The organism is Cognatundibacterium squillarum, assembly GCF_014652435.1.
Taxonomy (GTDB): Bacteria; Pseudomonadota; Gammaproteobacteria; order Burkholderiales; family Burkholderiaceae_D; genus Undibacterium; species Undibacterium squillarum.
In genome coordinates this window covers 36,582-53,624 of the sequence record NZ_BMYU01000008.1, presented here as the reverse complement: position 1 = coordinate 53,624, position 17,043 = coordinate 36,582, and the positions used below count along the sequence as shown (strand labels likewise).

The 17,043-nt window shown below is 49.5% G+C and carries 14 protein-coding genes and 1 pseudogene; 8 read left to right on the top strand and 7 right to left on the bottom strand.

The window, feature by feature from the left end; genetic code table 11:
* The first annotated feature begins 17 nt into the window (after nucleotides 1-17).
* The 8 genes and pseudogenes from IE092_RS14785 to purL all read left to right on the top strand — a co-directional run bounded on the left by IE092_RS14785 (nucleotide 18) and on the right by purL (nucleotide 10,437).
* Nucleotides 18-905, top strand: coding sequence for a CheR family methyltransferase (locus IE092_RS14785; RefSeq protein WP_189357977.1), 888 nt, complete (start codon nucleotides 18-20; stop codon nucleotides 903-905).
* On the top strand, nucleotides 902-1,510 hold the full coding sequence (gene cheD / locus IE092_RS14780; protein WP_189357976.1) for a chemoreceptor glutamine deamidase CheD: 609 nt from the start codon (nucleotides 902-904) through the stop codon (nucleotides 1,508-1,510). The genes IE092_RS14785 and cheD overlap by 4 nt, the downstream gene beginning before the upstream one ends.
* A 26-nt stretch (nucleotides 1,511-1,536) precedes the next feature.
* Nucleotides 1,537-2,613 carry a protein-glutamate methylesterase/protein-glutamine glutaminase gene (locus IE092_RS14775; protein WP_189357975.1) on the top strand — a complete coding sequence of 359 codons (1,077 nt, stop codon included), beginning with the start codon at nucleotides 1,537-1,539 and terminating at the stop codon, nucleotides 2,611-2,613.
* 104 nt (nucleotides 2,614-2,717) lie between these two features.
* Complete coding sequence (gene cheY, locus IE092_RS14770) at nucleotides 2,718-3,107, top strand: chemotaxis response regulator CheY (protein ID WP_189357974.1); 390 nt, start codon at nucleotides 2,718-2,720, stop codon at nucleotides 3,105-3,107.
* Nucleotides 3,108-3,298: 191 nt separating this feature from the next.
* Nucleotides 3,299-4,573, top strand: a complete 1,275-nt coding sequence (locus tag IE092_RS14765; protein ID WP_308427138.1) for an EAL and HDOD domain-containing protein — start codon at nucleotides 3,299-3,301, stop codon at nucleotides 4,571-4,573.
* A 214-nt stretch (nucleotides 4,574-4,787) separates the two neighbouring features.
* Nucleotides 4,788-5,282, top strand: a pseudogene (locus tag IE092_RS19045) (ArnT family glycosyltransferase); the annotation flags it as partial.
* Nucleotides 5,283-5,288: 6 nt separating this feature from the next.
* Nucleotides 5,289-6,311: a glycosyltransferase family protein gene (locus tag IE092_RS18880; RefSeq protein WP_229793198.1), complete on the top strand. Its 1,023-nt coding sequence runs from the start codon at nucleotides 5,289-5,291 to the stop codon at nucleotides 6,309-6,311.
* Between the two features lie 136 nt (nucleotides 6,312-6,447).
* Nucleotides 6,448-10,437, top strand: coding sequence for a phosphoribosylformylglycinamidine synthase (gene purL / locus IE092_RS14755; RefSeq protein ID WP_189357972.1), 3,990 nt, complete (start codon nucleotides 6,448-6,450; stop codon nucleotides 10,435-10,437).
* Nucleotides 10,438-10,699: 262 nt separating this feature from the next.
* Here purL and IE092_RS14750 read toward each other — a convergent pair.
* The 7 genes from IE092_RS14750 to IE092_RS14720 form a co-directional block, all read right to left on the bottom strand.
* Nucleotides 10,700-11,811 (bottom strand): IS3 family transposase gene (locus IE092_RS14750; RefSeq protein ID WP_373295337.1). Its coding sequence is split into 2 segments (ribosomal slippage): nucleotides 10,700-11,550 and nucleotides 11,550-11,811, totalling 1,113 coding nucleotides; the frame shifts between segments, so codons are not numbered across the junction.
* A 50-nt stretch (nucleotides 11,812-11,861) separates the two neighbouring features.
* Nucleotides 11,862-12,955, bottom strand: a protein-coding gene (locus IE092_RS14745) for an IS3 family transposase (RefSeq protein WP_189357970.1) whose coding sequence is annotated in 2 segments (ribosomal slippage) — nucleotides 11,862-12,700 and nucleotides 12,700-12,955 — 1,095 coding nt in all. Because the reading frame shifts where the segments join, the coding sequence is not laid out codon by codon here.
* Between the two features lie 415 nt (nucleotides 12,956-13,370).
* A complete protein-coding gene (locus IE092_RS14740) occupies nucleotides 13,371-14,153 on the bottom strand; it encodes a peptidylprolyl isomerase (RefSeq protein ID WP_189357969.1) in 783 nt (260 codons plus the stop codon).
* 41 nt (nucleotides 14,154-14,194) lie between these two features.
* The gene (locus IE092_RS14735) at nucleotides 14,195-14,467 is read right to left on the bottom strand and encodes a BolA family protein (RefSeq protein ID WP_229793197.1); all 273 of its coding nucleotides are present in this window, start codon (nucleotides 14,465-14,467) and stop codon (nucleotides 14,195-14,197) included.
* Nucleotides 14,454-15,086: a septation protein A gene (locus tag IE092_RS14730; protein WP_189357967.1), complete on the bottom strand. Its 633-nt coding sequence runs from the start codon at nucleotides 15,084-15,086 to the stop codon at nucleotides 14,454-14,456. The genes IE092_RS14735 and IE092_RS14730 overlap by 14 nt, the downstream gene beginning before the upstream one ends.
* A 15-nt stretch (nucleotides 15,087-15,101) precedes the next feature.
* Nucleotides 15,102-15,494, bottom strand: coding sequence for a peptide-methionine (R)-S-oxide reductase MsrB (gene msrB, locus IE092_RS14725; RefSeq protein ID WP_189357966.1), 393 nt, complete (start codon nucleotides 15,492-15,494; stop codon nucleotides 15,102-15,104).
* A 13-nt stretch (nucleotides 15,495-15,507) separates the two neighbouring features.
* A complete protein-coding gene (locus IE092_RS14720; protein ID WP_189357965.1) occupies nucleotides 15,508-16,992 on the bottom strand; it encodes a protein adenylyltransferase SelO in 1,485 nt (494 codons plus the stop codon).
* Between the last annotated feature and the right edge of the window lie 51 nt (nucleotides 16,993-17,043).

Sequence of the window (17,043 nt, the reverse complement as noted above, 5' to 3'; positions counted from 1 at the left end):
TTTGCGGATAGCTGCATATGAGAGATATTACAAAATCTGAGACTTCGAAGGAGTTTCAGTTTAGTCACAGGGATTTTGAGCGGGTGCGCGGATTGATTTATAAGCGTGCAGGTATCTCTCTGGCTGATAGCAAAGAAGAGATGGTTTACAGTCGCCTTGCCCGGCGTCTGCGAGCGACGGGAATCAGTGCGTTTTCTGAATATCTGGACTGGTTGGAAGGCGATCTTGAAAATACGGAATGGGAGTCGTTTACAAATGCGTTGACTACCAACCTGACATCATTTTTCCGCGAAGAACATCACTTTCCAATTCTTGCAGAACATGTTTTGAAGTGCGAACACCCAGTGAATATTTGGTGCTCAGCAAGCTCAACAGGTGAGGAGCCGTATTCAATTGCAATGACACTTTGCGAAGCATTTGGAACGCTGCGTCCGCCGGCGCATATTATTGCAACAGACATCGATACTAATGTTCTGAATACAGCCGCTCGAGGCGTGTATGGCGCTGATCGTATTGAGAAATTATCTTCTGACCGAGTTCGGAAGTTTTTCTTGCGAGGTAAAGGCGCGCAGGATGGGTATGTCAAAGTAAGGCAAGAGTTGCGCGACTTAATTACGTTTAAGCAGTTGAATTTACTTGCAGACAGCTGGCCAATTTCTGGAGAATTTGATGCGGTGTTTTGTCGCAATGTGATGATTTATTTTGATAAGCCAACGCAGGGGAAAATCCTCAAGAAGTTTGTCCCTTTGATGAAACACGATGCACTGTTATTCGCGGGGCATTCCGAGAATTTTTTATATGTATCTGACGAATTCCGATTAAAAGGAAAAACAGTCTACGAGCTCGCAAATGCGTCTTCACGTGGAAGAGCAGGGTCAGGTCAATTTCGCAGAGGTAGCGTATGAGCCAATTAAGCGAAGAGCATTTCGCCACGAATGTCTACTATGACAGGGTCTTTGATTGTGATGCGGCAAAAATTTTGCCTGGCGAGTTTTATTTCACAAATAAAGACATGCTGATTGTTACTGTGCTTGGATCTTGTGTCTCAGCTTGCATTCGTGATCGCGTTAGCGGAGTTGGAGGCATGAATCATTTCATGTTGCCGGATACCGGTGGGGATGCAGATAACCCAGTCTCTGCCTCCATGCGGTATGGCACGTATGCGATGGAAGTTCTTATCAACGAATTGTTAAAGGCCGGCGCAAAGAGGGAGAATCTCGAGGCGAAAGTTTTTGGCGGAGGTAACGTTCTGCGCGGATTTACGGCTATTAATGTCGGTGAACGTAACGCGAAATTTGTGTTGGATTATCTGAAAGCCGAGCGTATGAGGGTGGTTGCTGAAGATTTGAATGACATCTATCCGCGTAAGGTATATTTTTTCCCGCGAAATGGTAAAGTGCTGGTTAAAAAGCTCAAGGTTGAGCACAACGATACTCTCCGCAAGCGCGAACAGGATTACGCGAGTCGACTGAAGACGACATCTGTTGGCGGTGAGGTGGACTTGTTCTGATCTGTTTTGTGGTTTAGAGAATTTCGATGAAAATTAAAGTTTTAATTGTTGATGATTCAGCACTGATTCGTAGTGTGATGTCTGAAATCATCGGTAGTCAGCCAGATATGGAAGTAGTGGGGGTTGCTCCAGATCCAATCGTGGCAAGAGAACTGATTAAGCAAACTAATCCAGACGTGCTGACACTGGATGTCGAAATGCCGCGTATGGATGGGCTGGATTTTCTGGAAAAGCTGATGCGGTTGCGGCCTATGCCGGTTGTTATGGTTTCTTCGCTTACGGAGCGAGGATCTGAAATCACAATGCGCGCATTGGAGTTGGGGGCTGTTGACTTTGTGACAAAGCCTAAACTCTCGATTCAAAGTGGAATGCGTGAATATGCAGAGATGATTGCGGACAAAATTCGTATCGCATCGAAAGTACGTATCCGTCCAAGAACTATTCAGCATGCGGAAGCAAAGCAAAGCAGCGAATCAGTACTTCCGATGTTACGCAATCCGCTCACCAGTAGTGAAAAGCTGATTATTATCGGCGCTTCAACTGGCGGAACTGAAGCAATTAAGAGTTTTCTGATGCAGATGCCGTCCGATTGTCCGGGTATTCTCATTACCCAGCATATGCCTGAGGGTTTCACCAGATCGTTTGCAAAACGCTTGAATGGGCTTTGCAAAATCGCGGTCTCTGAGGCAGTTGGGGGCGAGCGTGTTTTGCCGGGGCATGCGTATATTGCGCCTGGACATTCTCATTTATTGTTAGCCCGTAGTGGGGCGAACTACGTGACAAAGCTGGATGATGGCGAACCTGTTAATCGGCATCGGCCATCTGTTGATGTTTTGTTTAGATCCGCCGCTTTCTCCGCTGGTAAAAATGCTGTAGGTGTAATTTTAACTGGGATGGGAAAAGACGGTGCACAAGGTATGCTCGAAATGAAAAGTGCTGGCGCGTATAATTTCGCTCAGGACGAGTCCAGTTGCGTTGTTTTTGGCATGCCACGTGAAGCAATAGCGATTGGGGCGACTCATGAAGTTGCTTCGTTGAACGAACTGCCAGCAAAAGTGTTGCAATATCTTGCCACTCAAGGGGGGCGAGCACTCAGGGTCTGATTTTTTTGCAACCATGCTATGCTTAAGCGTAAATTGAACACCTTTCTTCGGGCTTTTGTCCGATAATACTAATAACTATCCCTAAAGAAATATTGGAGTAATTCATGGCCGATCAAAATCTGAAATTTCTCGTTGTCGACGATTTTTCCACTATGCGTCGCATTGTCAGGAATTTGCTCAAGGAATTAGGGTATTCCAACGTTGATGAAGCGGAAGATGGGGCAATGGGCCTTGCCAAGCTGAAAAACGGTGACTTTGATTTTGTAATCTCTGACTGGAATATGCCGAATATGGATGGTTTAACCATGTTGCAACACATTCGTGCTGATCCAGCATTGGCAAAATTACCAGTGCTGATGGTGACCGCGGAAGCAAAAAAAGAAAACATCATTGCGGCAGCGCAGGCCGGTGCAAACGGATATGTGGTGAAGCCATTTACCGCGGCAACACTGGACGAGAAACTGACAAAAATTTTTGAGAAAATGGGAAAATAATCTGCGGTTTCGCAGTGATCCTGATGTATACGATAGTGCCTAAGCGTTGGTCTTCAGACTGAGCTCAGGCACTATTTTTTTATTCCTGCGGTTTGCATAAAAGTCACACGAAATGTGAAATGTCTTCGTTTTTGTTACGGATAACGTTTTCCCGGTTACAACTGAACTGAAGGCGTAACAGTAGCGGTATAGTGGATGCTTTACTAAGGTTGGTTTTACGGGGCACGCTGAATACTGGCGGATTAAATATGATTGATACTCATTTCATTACACGCGAACCTTTACTGGATCCTAAACAGAAAGTTTCAGGCTTTCAATTTTCTTGGCAACGCGCTGATGAGCAAGTAGATGCGACCAAAGATGAGCTGGACGCATTATTGCAATTCGTTGCAGGTCATCTGAATGATGATGAGAAAGGCTTTCTTTTGGGGGAAAGCCAGTTATTTTTTGAAGCGGTTCCGGAGTTGCTATCGGTTGATGCACTGAACTTATTTCCGGCAAAAAATACTGTTTTGATTTTGCATAAAAAGCATTTTGCAAATCCTGCCGTTGTCGAAGCAGTACAGGCGTTGCGTGCGCGTGGTTTCGGAATTTGTCTTCGAGGAGCGGAAGTTACAACGCTGGAGCGGACATTTTTTTCACTGGCATCTCACATTGAAGTCAAATTCAGTGCAGCAAATTTTGCATCGCAGGCAAAAGTATATGCCGCGTTAAAGCAAAGTCCGGTACGTATGGTGGCGCGTCAGGTCGGTTCCTGGCAAGACTTTGAAGCATGTTCAGCACTTGGTCTGCACAGCTTTGTTGGTAAGCTGCATTTGACTCCGCGTCCGGGCAGTGTCGTTAAGTCTCTTAATCCGGCGCAGACGACGATTCTGCAACTGATGGAAATGGTCCGGAAGAATGCGGACGTTAATCAGTTGGAGCTGGTTGTGAAACGGGATGCAACGCTTGCTTATAAGTTACTGCGCTACATTAATTCTGCGGGCTTCGGATTGCGCTCTGAGGTGCAATCGCTTAAACATGCCGTACAAATGCTTGGTTACAGTCCTTTATATCGCTGGCTGACGGTACTGTTGGCGACGGCGAGTACCAGCGGTTTTTCGCCTGTGTTGCTGGAGACGGCAATTATCCGGGGGCGCTTTGCTGAGTTGCTTGGTCAAATGAAAATGTCCAAAGCGGAAGCAGAGAATTTGTTTGTTACCGGAATGTTTTCCTTGCTGGACCGTTTAATTGGCTTGCCAATGGATGAAATTCTTGCTTCAATTCAGTTGCCCGATGTTGTGACCGAAGCACTTTTAAGCCGGTCAGGTGTTTATGGCCCATTCCTTGCACTTGCGGAGGCATGTGAGCTCAATAGTATGCTGGTAGGTTCGCTGGCTGAAACACTCAAAATCTCAGCTGAAGACTTAAATGCAGCACATTTATCTGCATTGGTTTGGTCGAAAAATGTGGTAACTGCCGGCTAAGTACCATTTTTGAATAACTGAACGGCAAGCATTTGTGCTTGCCGTTTTTTTTGAATAGAAGGTTGATGTGATCTTGCAAGACAAGCCCGGTTTTTTGCCGGACCTGCCGCAGTGGGTAGTCTGGATAAGTGCGATTCTGATCGTCTCGTTCCAGTTGGGCGGATATCCGGTGCTGAATAATAATGAAGGCTTATATGCCGAAATACCCAGGGAGATGCTGGCATCCGGTCATTGGCAGGGTTGGGTGATTCCGCATCTGAACGGTTTGGCATATATGGAAAAGCCTCCGTTGCTGTACTGGCTGACCGCAATATGTTTGGCATTGTTCGGAGAGTCCGAAACAGTGATTCGTCTGGTGCCGGCAGCATCTGCATTGGTTTGCGTGGGATTGTTGTTGTGGTTCGGGCGTCAGATTCATCGAGAAGCGGCGGCAAAATTAGCTTCACTGATGTTTATCAGCGGGCTCGGTGTCATGGTGATGAGCCGCTCGCTAATGTTCGATATGTTGCTGACAGCATGTCTGCTCGGTGGTGTGATGCATGCCTGGCTTTATCATGAGCGGCATGAACTGCGTTACGCTTGCCGGAGTCTGATATTCCTTGCGCTGGCAATACTCGCAAAAGGATTCGTTGCCACAATTTTATTCACCGCAATCGGTGGCGGATATTTGCTGTTCAAAACACGGTCACTGTCAGATGCATTTAAGGCGCTGGGTATGTGGTTTCGCTGGCAACCGTGGCTATTGTTTTTGATCGTTGTGTTGCCTTGGCATATCGCCGCTATGTTTGCTGAACCGATTTTTGCCTGGTTTTACTTCATTAATGAACACATTCTGCGCTTTATGGGAAAGCGTGAACCACATGACTATTATGCGGGGGCCTGGTGGTATTACCTTCCGCGAATGGCTTTGTTCTTGTTTCCGTGGACGCTGATGTTACCTGTGCTGTTGCGACTGAAGCGTGTGATGCCGACTGTTCCGGCATTGCATGCATTTTTGGCCGCCGGGTGGATCATGCCATTATTGTTTTTTTCGATTTCCAGCGCAAAAGCAAATTACTACTTGGTTACTGTGATGCCTTTACTAGCGCTGCAAATTGCGTGCTGGCTGGAAGAGACCGGAGGAGTGAAGCGCAGCGGCGCCTTAATCCTCGGCGCAATATGTGCCGTACTTGCATTGCTGCTATTTGTCGGTGCGGGTCGTCAGAACAGTCCGGGGCAGCTTGCCTTAGGATTAACAACAGCGAATCTGATGCAGTTTTTTGCATCCGTGTTTGTTTTGATTGCAATTACAGTTATCTGGATGGCGTTCAGAAGACCTGCATGGGCGATGCTGCCATTAATCATTTTGCCAATCGCGATAGCACCGGTTTTAGTGGATGGTGCAAAGAATAGAAGTGCAGAAATATCAACCCGGGATCTGGTTGAGTACAGCAAAAAACACTTTGCCGATCGTGAGCTGTTACTGTATCGTGTTTTTGAACAGCAATCGTCTTTGCCGTTTTATCTGAAGCGGCCGGTGCGCGTTGTAGACTCGCGCAGCAGTGATTTGTACTGGGGAAACAAGCTGCACAAAAATGCCATTGTTATTGATGATCAAAAGTTTGTTGATGTGCTCAAAAGTCAAAAACTGGCATTGATTGTACTGGAAGAAGACCAGGCAGATTTCGATCAAAAATCGTATTCAACGCAAATGAAACGCATTGCGCGACTTGGCAAGGCCAGCATATTTTCGAACTAAACTCGGAAATTTCAGGTAATTTGCATAGTTCGGTTCTGGAGGGATGGGGGCTCAACGCGGTATAATGGCGTTTTTCCATCCAACCAGCGGCTCGCTTTTGTAGGTTGAGGGTGACCGCCTCTATGACATCTCTGCCATGTTGATTTTGCCTGGCTCTAATGCCTTATCCGCTTTTCGTACTAACAGCCTCCTTAGCAGGCTCCAGCAGGTTGATGCCAGTATTGTTGGCGTAACTGCGCGATACCAGCACTTTATTGATGCAGCTTCTGAACTGAGCCCCGATGACGTTTCGCGTCTCGGGGCTTTGTTGACTTATGGGGAGCCGTTCTCCGGCGAATCCAGCGGTGAAGTATTCGTTGTCACACCACGTGTCGGCACGATTTCGCCGTGGGCCAGTAAAGCGACGGATATCGTTCACAACTGTGGTATGCAGCATATTCGCCGCGTTGAGCGTGGTATCAGTTTCTTTGTGCAGCTGAAATCCGGTCTGTTCAGCAAAGCTCGTCCACTGGATGCGGCAGTGCGTGTACAGGTTGCGGCACTGTTGCATGACCGCATGACTGAAACGGTACTGAATGATTTGCAGGAAGCCGGTGCGCTGTTTGCCGAACTGGAAGCAAAGCCACTGGAATTCGTTGATGTCCTCGGCGGCGGTCGCGAAGCACTGGTATCTGCGAATATTACGCTTGGTCTGGCAATGTCGGATGACGAAATCGATTATCTGACCGACGCGTTTACGAAAGCTGGCCGTAATCCTACCGACGTTGAGCTGATGATGTTTGCACAGGCAAACAGTGAGCATTGCCGTCACAAAATTTTTAATGCGGACTGGATCGTGGATGGCGAACAGCAGGATAAATCCCTGTTCCAGATGATCAAAAACACGCATCAGTTGCACCCGCAGGGCACCATCGTGGCTTATGCCGATAACGCCTCGATTATCGAAGGTGCGGAAGTGACACGCTTCTACCCGAAAAATCAGGTGTATCAGGGCAGTCAGGAACTGACCCACATCCTGATGAAAGTGGAAACCCACAACCATCCGACGGCGATTTCTCCGTTCCCCGGTGCATCTACCGGTAACGGTGGCGAGATTCGCGACGAGGGCGCTACTGGTCGCGGTGCCAAGCCAAAAGCTGGTTTGTCAGGTTTCAGCGTTTCCAATCTGCAGATTCCGGGTGCAGTTCAGCCCTGGGAAAATGCCAGTGATGCCAATACCGGCGCGCAGAATACAGCGACCTACGGTAAGCCTGACCGCATTGCCTCTGCGCTGCAGATCATGATTGATGGTCCTATCGGTGGTGCGGCATTTAATAATGAATTTGGTCGCCCCAATCTGACTGGCTATTTCCGTACCTACGAACAAAACGTCAACGGCAAAGTCTACGGTTATCATAAGCCGATCATGATTGCCGGTGGCGTCGGCAATATTTCTGATAAGCACACCAAGAAAAATGATTTACCTGTCGGTTCCCTGCTGATTCAGCTGGGCGGTCCGGGTATGCGTATTGGTATGGGTGGCGGTGCTGCGTCTTCGATGGCAACCGGTACTAACAAAGCAGATCTGGATTTTGATTCCGTGCAGCGTGGTAATCCGGAAATGGAACGCCGTGCGCAGGAAGTGATTAACTCCTGCTGGCAGCTGGGTGACGACAATCCTGTTCTGTCTATTCATGACGTTGGTGCAGGTGGTTTGTCGAATGCATTCCCTGAAATCACCAATGACGCAAAACGCGGAGCGATTTTCGATCTGCGTAAAGTTCCGCTGGAAGAATCCGGTCTGGCACCGAAAGAAATCTGGAGTAATGAGTCGCAGGAACGTTATGTGCTGGCGATTGCTCCTGAAAGTCTGCCACTGTTCCAGTCGTTCTGTGAACGCGAACGCTGCCCGTTTGCAGTCGTCGGTACAGCAACGGAAGAACGTCAGCTGAAAGTCATCGACCCGCTGCACGACAATTCACCTGTAGATATGCCGATGGATGTTCTGCTCGGCAAACCGCCGAAAATGCTGCGCGATGTGAAGCGTGAAAGCCAGGAACTGGCGGATATGGATCTGACCGGCATTGAGCTGAAAACAGCTGCAGAGCGCGTGCTGAGCCTGCCGACAGTCGCAGATAAATCTTTCCTGATCACCATTGGTGACCGTACCGTTGGTGGTACGACAGTGCGTGACCAGATGGTTGGTCCGTGGCAGGTGCCGGTCGCAGACTGCGCGGTTACCGCCATGAGCTTCGAAGGCTATCGTGGCGAAGCCATGTCCATGGGTGAGCGTACGCCGCTGGCAGTGATCAATGCACCGGCATCCGGCCGTATGGCGATCGGTGAGGCAATTACGAATATTGTTGCAGCGAATATCTCAGAAATTTCCGACATCAAATTGTCCGCAAACTGGATGGCTGCCTGCGGTCAGCCTGGCCAGGATGCAGCATTGTTTGATACCGTGAAGACTGTTGGTATGGAATTATGTCCTGCACTGGGCATCAGCATTCCGGTTGGCAAAGATTCTCTGTCCATGCGCACTACATGGAAAGAAGAGGGCGTCGATAAATCCGTTACCGCACCTGTTTCCCTGATCATTTCTGCATTTGCGCCGGTGGCCGATATCCGTCGTTCCCTGACGCCGCAACTGCGTCTGGATCAGGGCGATACCAGCCTGATTCTGATTGATCTGGGTCGCGGCAAAAACCGTATGGGCGCATCGGCATTTGCGCAGGTAATGCAAACCATTGGTAACACTGCACCGGACGTTGATTCTGCAGATGATCTGAAAGGCTTCTTCGCCGCTGTTCAGCAACTGAATCAGGATGGCAAACTGCTGGCTTACCATGACCGTTCTGACGGTGGCTTGTTCACCACGCTGTGCGAAATGGCATTTGCAGGCCGCGCAGGTGTGTCGGTTAACCTCGATATCCTGACAATGGAAAACGAGCATGCGGCAGATCAGGGTGATGCGAAAAACTGGGCGACGCAGGTTGCTGAGCGCCGTAACGATCTGACATTGCGCGCACTGTTCAATGAAGAGCTCGGAGCTGTTCTGCAGGTTCGCACTGAACAACGTTCTGAAGTGATGGATGTACTGCGCAGCTTTAACCTCGGCGCATGCAGCCATATCATTGGTAAAGTCGTTGCAGCAGACAAGATTGAGTTCACTCGTGACGTGAAAGTGATTTTCAGTGAAGCGCGCTCTGCGCTGCACCGCATCTGGAGTAACACCAGCTGGCAAATCGCCCGTCTGCGTGATAATCCTGCCTGTGCCGATGCTGAATACGCGCGTATTCTGGATGTCAATGATCCGGGTATCACGCCGCATCTGACCTTCGATCCGCAGGAAGATATCGCCGCACCATTCATTGCAACCGGCGCACGTCCGCGTGTTGCGATCCTGCGTGAGCAGGGTGTGAACTCCCACATCGAAACGGCATATGTCATGCATAAGTCCGGTTTTGAAGCAGTGGACGTTCACATGAGTGATCTGATTGCCGGTCGTGCCCGTCTGGAAGACTTCAAAGGCCTGATCGCGGTCGGTGGTTTCTCTTACGGTGACGTACTCGGCGCTGGCGAAGGCTGGGCGAAAACGATTCTGTTCAATCAGATGATGGCAGAACAGTTCTCCGGCTTCTTCCACCGTGACGACACCTTCGGTTTAGGTATCTGTAACGGTTGCCAGATGATGAGTAATCTGAAATCCATCATCCCTGGTGCAGAAGCATGGCCGAAATTCACGCGTAATAAATCGGAGCAGTTTGAAGCCCGCTTTGCGACGGTGGAAATTCTGGAGTCCCGTTCGGTATTCTTTGATGGCATGCAAGGCACACGCGCTGCGATCGCTGTCGCGCACGGCGAAGGTTTTGCCGACTTCTCTCTGACTGGTCAGCAAAGTGCGGTGCAGGTGGCGGCCCGTTTCGTGGATAACTATGGCCAGCCAACCGAAGCTTACCCGTTCAATCCGAACGGTTCGCCGGCAGGTATAACCGCCATCACCAATGATGACGGTCGCTTTACCGTGATGATGCCGCATCCGGAACGCGTTTTCCGCTCTGTGATTCATTCATGGGCACCGGAAGGCTGGGGTGAAGATTCCCCTTGGATGCGTATGTTCCGTAACGCACGTAAGTGGGTTGGCTGATACGGCTACACTCAGTAAAAAGGCGCTTCGGCGCCTTTTTACGTTTCTGTAGCGCTGCTTTGGGGCCGATTGAGCGCAGGGCAAGGCTGTGAAGGCCGATCGGGTTTTGATCCGCTTATGCAGATATCTGCATTTCGTATTTTCAGACAACCAGCGTTTCTGCCGACGACCGCCAGGTTGCTATGCTCAACTCCGCATCTGAGCTTGCTTTCGGAAGATTGAGGGCGTTGCTGCAAACGTGAGCACGGTAATCATCCCCTTTTTAATGGACGGTAGAAGTAGAAGACGGGGTTGTTAAAGTCTTTTTGTATTTCGGTGGTACGCCACCAACTGCTTTGTTCGGACGTTCGTTATTGTAAAACCATAGCCATTCTGTCGCATGCTCCCGGACTTCTTCAATACTGCTGAATAGATACTGATCCAACCATTCTCCGCGAACCGTTCGGTTATACCGCTCGACGTAAGCATTCTGCTGTGGATTGCCAGGCTGAATGAACTTCAGTTCAATCGCGTGCCTCGCTGCCCACTCAGCCAGTAAAGCACTGATGTATTCCGGACCATTATCACTACGGATCTGTTTAGGCTTGCCACGCCACTCAATTACCTGATTCAGCGTGCGGATGACCCGTTCCGACGGCAGCGAGAAGTCTACCTCTATCGCCAGTCCTTCACGGTTAAAGTCGTCAATGATATTCAGCAATCTGAAGCTGCGGCCGTCCTCTAGCTGATCATGCATGAAGTCCATCGACCAGCAATGATTAATGGATTCCGGCACAAGCAGTGCATCGGGCTTTTCGCGTTTCAGCCGCTTCTTCGGCCTGATCCGTAAATTCAGCTCCAGTTCACGATAAATCCTTCGCACGCGCTTATGGTTCCAGTCAAAGCGTTTGACGTTTCGCAGGTAATAGAAGCACATGCCAAAACCCCAATTCCGGTAGGTTGTGGTCAACTGCAGCAGCCAGTCTGCAATTTCTGCGTTTTCATCTGCCAGCCGGAGTTGATACCGGTAGCAGGTTTCGCTGATACCAAACATCGTACAGGCCAGTCTGACCGGAATGGATTTTTCCTGCACCGCCTTTTGGGCCAGCTCCCGCCGGCGCGACGGCTTCACCACTTTTTTTCAATGGCCTCTTTAAGAATGTCCGCTTTGAGCCGCTCTTCGGCATACATTTTTGTCAGACGGGCATTTTCTGATTCAAGCTCCTTCAGCCGGGCCATCATGGATGCATCCATTCCGCCAAATCTGGCGCGCCATTTGTAAAAAGTGGCTGAACTCATGCCATGTTCACGGCAAAGTTCGGGGACAGGCGCTCCTGCTTCTGCCTGCTTTAAGATAGCCAGTATCTGGCTGTCACTGAATTTTGATGTTTTCATCAAGAATCTCCTGCGTTGATCATACGAGAAAATTCTACTTTTAGCGTCTGTTAATTTCCGGGATGATTACCATGGAACAGTCGGTATTCAACAGGTGTCATCCCGTTGAGTGATTCATGCGGGCATTGCTCGTTGTAATCGGTCATCCATTGTTCCGTTCGCTCTTTCACCTCCTGTAAACTCCTGAACACGTACATATCCAGCACACCTTGCCGGTAACTACGGTTAAAACGTTCAATGAAGCCATTTTGCATCGGCCTGCCCGGCTCAATAAATTCCAGATGAATCCCATGCTTTTGCGCCCAGTCCGCAAGGCTTGCTGATATAAATTCCGGCCCGTTATCCGTTCGGATTTGCGCCGGAAATCCACGCCAGGCCACAATACGCTCCAGCACACGAATCACACGCGATGCAGGTAAATTCAGATCAATTTCAATCGCCAGTACTTCACGATTAAAATTATCCACCACATTCAGCGTACGGAAGCGTCTGCCGCACCATAGTGCATCGCTCATGAAATCAATCGACCAGCTTTTATTTATTTCAACTGGCACGGCAAGTGGCCGGGGGTGCCGGCTGGGTAATCGTTTCTTCCCAATACGCCGGAGATTCATTTTCAGCTGGCAATACACGCGATATACCTTTTTATGATTCCAGCAATAACCACGTCGTCTTAGCAACTGAAAGTACTTCCCGAATCCCCGTTCCGGAAATCGTTCGGCCAGTTCTTGTAAAGCAGCGATGATGTCGTCATCCGTCGCCAGCTTTGGCTGGTAATTCAGGACTGTGCGCGAGAGTGCCATCGCTCTGCACGCCTGGCGCTGACTCAGACCAGATTCCTGCAATTGCCTGACGTAGTCCCGCTTCTGGTCCGGGGTCAGCGCTTTAAACCGATCACCTCTTTAAATGCATGATTCTCCAGTGACAGGTCAGCAACCATCATTTTGAGTTTGCGGTTTTCCTCTTCGAGGTCTTTCAGGCGCTTGATATCTGCTGCCTCCATACCACCATATTTCGATTTCCACTGATAGTACGTAGCTTCGGAAACGCTGTGCTCACGGCAAACATCTTTCACTAAACGGCCCGCTTCGACAGACTTCAGAATTCCAATGATTTGTGTTTCGGTAAATCGGCTCTTACGCATTTGTGCTCTCCTTTGGCATCTCAGTTTGCCTCAAGAACTCTGGTTATGCATGGTGCGATTTTACGGGAGGGTTACACACCGACTGTTGTCCGGGGCAGATGCAATGCTGGGTAATTATTCCGAATATTGGTAATGATTAAGCAGCCAGATTTAGCGAGTTTCTGTATTCCGTTGTCGCTGCAGTTTTCAGCCAAACAGAATGCGCGGGTAAGTATGTAGCGATTTGCAGCGCATTCTGAGCCTGCAAACAGGCTGAGTGCGGTGTTCAGCACAGTAATCAGTCTGTCGTCGGCAGAAAGTCCGGCTTTTCAAAAAATGGCGATGCGGAAACAAGCACAATGCAGTTGCGAATTGTTCGTATAACTGAAAAGCAAAAACCCGGCACAAGCCGGGTTTTTGTTGAGGAAGACTACGATCAGCCAGCGATTTTCGCTTTTTTGCGCAGACTTTCCTGGTATTGCATTACTTTACGCTGTTGCAAGCCACGGCCCAGCTGGTCTCTTGCTTCTTCCAGTGTTGGCAATTTAGTTGGGCGGGTATCATCTACTTTGATGATGTGGAAACCGCGATCAGATTTCACCGGTGTTTCTGTGAACTGACCTTTTTGCAGTGCAGTGAATGCCTGGCCGAATGCAGGTGGCAGACCGGACGGAACGACCCAGTCCAGATCGCCGCCGTTTGCTGCCGAACCGGTATCTTTGGATTGTTTTGCCAGCTCTTCAAACTTAGCACCGGCTTTCAGTTTTGCGATGATTGCTTTGGCTTCATCTTCAGTGTCGGTTTGAATATGGGCGATATGATATTCTTTGTCACCCGCCTGTGCCTTCAGACGATCATATTCTTGCTTGATTTCTGCATCAGAGACCGGATTTTTCTTTGTGAAATCATAAATCAGCGCATCCATCAGGACTTGCTGACGTGCCAGCTCCAGCTGGGATTTGACTTCAGGGAGTTTTTCCAGCGCTGGTGCTGACTTCAGGGCTTCCTGCAACACAACTTCCTGAGCGATCAGATTTTGTTTAATCATTTCACGCAATTGTGGCGAATCTTGTTGGCCCTGTGCAGTTGCTTGTTTAACGATCGCTTCCATACGGGCAGCAGGAATTGCTTTACCGTTGACGGTTGCGACATTCTGAGCCATTGCAGGTACTGCTGTTGCAAGAAGAACTACCAGCAATTGAGCAGGTTTGAAATTCATTGTCTGTTCCTAAAGGCAAAAACGGATGGTTAATCAAATTATTATTGTGGGATCTCTGACGGAGCCACTGCGGTGATCGCCAGTGCATGGATTTCCGCATGCATCATATCGCCGACAGCATCATACACCAGACGATGACGTGATAAACGGTTTAATCCCTCAAATTGCGCAGAAACGATGTGGATTTTGTAATGCCCGCCACCGCTGGCCGCCCCCGCATGACCTGCGTGCAGGGCTGACTCATCCTCAATTTGACACGAAACCGGCGCGAATGTGCTTTCGATTTTGTGACGAAGTTTTTCAGTGCGGTTCATGTTGTTCATCTTTTATGTATTTCGACAGGTAAAAACTCTGGGCGATCAGAAACGCCGGCATGATACCAATCACGGAGATCAGTTTGAAGTTCGCCCATGCAGAGGTGCTGAAATGTTGTGCGACCAGAATATTGGCAATGCCCATTACCACAGAGAAACCTACCCAGCTGTAAAGCAATGCATTCCAGACCGGATCGGGCAGCTGAATCTGGCTTTCCATTGCGGAACGGATCAGATTCTTTTTAAACAGCCATTGTCCTGCCAGCAAGCCAATACCGTAGGTCCAGTACAGCACCGTCGGTTTCCACTTAATAAAAGTTTCGCTATGAAAGTAAATGGTGGCGCCGCCGAACACCAGGATAATGATGAACGATACCCACAGTGCAGGCTCGACTTTTTGCCGGCGCACCAGTAAGTACAGAATTTGCAGGCAGGATGCGAGCACAGCAACGCCGGTCGCCAGCATCACGGGTGCAACTTCGGCGGTGATCGCACCGGCAGCAGAAACCGAGGCGAATAAAGCAGTCACCCATTGCTGGGCGCTGTCTTGATGAGACTCTCCCCATTTAAAAACTGCAAAGAAGAGCAGAACGGGGAAGAGGTCAAACAGAATTTTCATGCAGTGGTCTGAATATTAAATCGGAGTAAAAGTCATCGCCGCCGAATTGATGCAGTAACGCAGGCCAGTCGGTGGCGGACCATCAGGAAATACATGCCCTAAATGAGCGTCGCAGATGTTACACAAAATCTCAGTGCGCGTCATGCCATGTGTGTAATCCGCACGTTCGCGCACATTGGCTGGGTTCAGTGCACGAAAATAGCTGGGCCAGCCACAGCCTGAATCAAATTTTGCATCTGAAGCAAACAGCGCGGTTCCGCAGCAAACGCAGTGATAAATGCCTGTTGCGTGGTGATCCCAGAATTCACCGGTAAATGCACGTTCGGTCGCTGCATGGCGGGTGACCTGATAGGCTAGGGTGCTCAGTTGTTCCTGCCATTCCTGCTCGGATTTGATTACTTTTTCCATGTTGTTCTCCTGTTTATGATGAGCAACTGACGCATAAATCGCCTGCCCAGTCGGGAGGTAAGCTTGCATAGGCTTCTGCTTCAGGCTGTTCTGCAAACGGGTTTTGCAAAATACGGTGCAATCGTTGAATTTCGCTAAAGTCGTCTTGTTGGGCTTTTTCAATCGCTATCTGCGCCAGATAATTGCGCAGTATATATTTAGGATTCGCAGCCAGCATGGCAGCGTTGCGTTCTGAATCGTTCCGGTTTTCAGTCTGGTAGCGTTCGCGGTAGCGTTGCAGCCAGTCAGGCAGCGCCTGCGCGCCGCCGAATAAGGCAAATAATTCGTCGTCGGAGGTAGTAGTTTCGTTTTTCAGGTGCGACAAGGTACGGAAACTCAGTGTGAAGTCAGCACGATGGTCCTGCAACAGCTGGAAGAATTCGTTGAACAGGTTCGCATCGTTTTCCTGAACGGTTTCCAGACCGAATTTGGCCTGGCACAGTTGCTGCCAGTGCTGCTCAAACGCGGATTTGTAATTGTCCAGCGCTTGTTCTGTCGTTTCCACGCTGTTGATCAGCGGCACCAGCGTTTGCCCGAATGCGAAGACATTCCACTGTCCGATGGCTGGCTGGTTGCGGTATGAGTAGCGTCCTTGATGATCACTGTGATTGCAGATGTGATCGTGGTTAAATGCTTCCATAAAACCAAACGGACCATAATCCAGCGTCAGACCAAGAACCGACATATTGTCCGTATTCAGAACGCCATGCATAAACCCGGAAGCCTGCCATTGCGCCACCAGACGTGCTGTCCGGATCGCTACATCACCTAAAAGCTCAGCGTAAGGATTTTCTGCAGACAGGCATTGCGGATAGTAGTGTTGCAGTACAAAGTCAGCCAGTTGTTTCAGTTCATCGATCCGGCCCTGATAATAAAAATGTTCAAAATGACCGAAACGGATAAAGCTTGGCGCAACCCGCGTCACGATGGCTGTGGTTTCGGGTTGTTCGCGCATTGCATATTGCTTTGATCCGGACAGGTGCAGTGCACGCGTAGTCGGAATGCCTAGCCCGTGCATCGCTTCAGAGCACAGGTATTCTCTGACTGATGAGCGTAATACTGCGCGTCCGTCTGCACGCCGTGAATACGGCGTTTCTCCGGCACCTTTTAATTGTATTTCCTGGCGTTGTTGTTCACTGTCTGTCATTTCCCCGAGCAACATCGCGCGCCCGTCACCCAGTTGTCCTGCCCATACACCAAACTGATGTCCGGAATATACGGTTGCGACCGGCGTTTGTGCAGAACTGATCTGTTCTCCTGTGAGTTCCGGAATGGCGTGGGATGATGAAATCAGTGCGTCCGGAACATGCAATGATCGTGCGAGCTCTTCGTTCAGTGCGATGCGGTAAGGTTTGGTCAGCACAACCGGTGTGACATCACTGTAAAACGTTTTTCCCAGTTTCAGAAAGCGGGCGCTTTGCAGGGGCAGGGAAGGTGTGTGCGTTGGGATGTCAGTCATGGTCAGCGGACGGAATGTTCAGAATCCGCGTATTGTGACAGAGCTTATTGT

Coding starts and splice junctions, on each gene's coding strand:
- IE092_RS14785 (WP_189357977.1), top strand. CDS start 18: ATGAGAGATATTACAAAATCTGAGACTTCGAAGGAGTTTCAGTTTAGT.
- cheD (WP_189357976.1), top strand. CDS start 902: ATGAGCCAATTAAGCGAAGAGCATTTCGCCACGAATGTCTACTATGAC.
- IE092_RS14775 (WP_189357975.1), top strand. CDS start 1,537: ATGAAAATTAAAGTTTTAATTGTTGATGATTCAGCACTGATTCGTAGT.
- cheY (WP_189357974.1), top strand. CDS start 2,718: ATGGCCGATCAAAATCTGAAATTTCTCGTTGTCGACGATTTTTCCACT.
- IE092_RS18880 (WP_229793198.1), top strand. CDS start 5,289: ATGTGGTTTCGCTGGCAACCGTGGCTATTGTTTTTGATCGTTGTGTTG.
- purL (WP_189357972.1), top strand. CDS start 6,448: ATGTTGATTTTGCCTGGCTCTAATGCCTTATCCGCTTTTCGTACTAAC.
- IE092_RS14740 (WP_189357969.1), bottom strand. CDS start 14,153: ATGAATTTCAAACCTGCTCAATTGCTGGTAGTTCTTCTTGCAACAGCA.
- IE092_RS14735 (WP_229793197.1), bottom strand. CDS start 14,467: ATGAACCGCACTGAAAAACTTCGTCACAAAATCGAAAGCACATTCGCG.
- IE092_RS14730 (WP_189357967.1), bottom strand. CDS start 15,086: ATGAAAATTCTGTTTGACCTCTTCCCCGTTCTGCTCTTCTTTGCAGTT.
- msrB (WP_189357966.1), bottom strand. CDS start 15,494: ATGGAAAAAGTAATCAAATCCGAGCAGGAATGGCAGGAACAACTGAGC.
- IE092_RS14720 (WP_189357965.1), bottom strand. CDS start 16,992: ATGACTGACATCCCAACGCACACACCTTCCCTGCCCCTGCAAAGCGCC.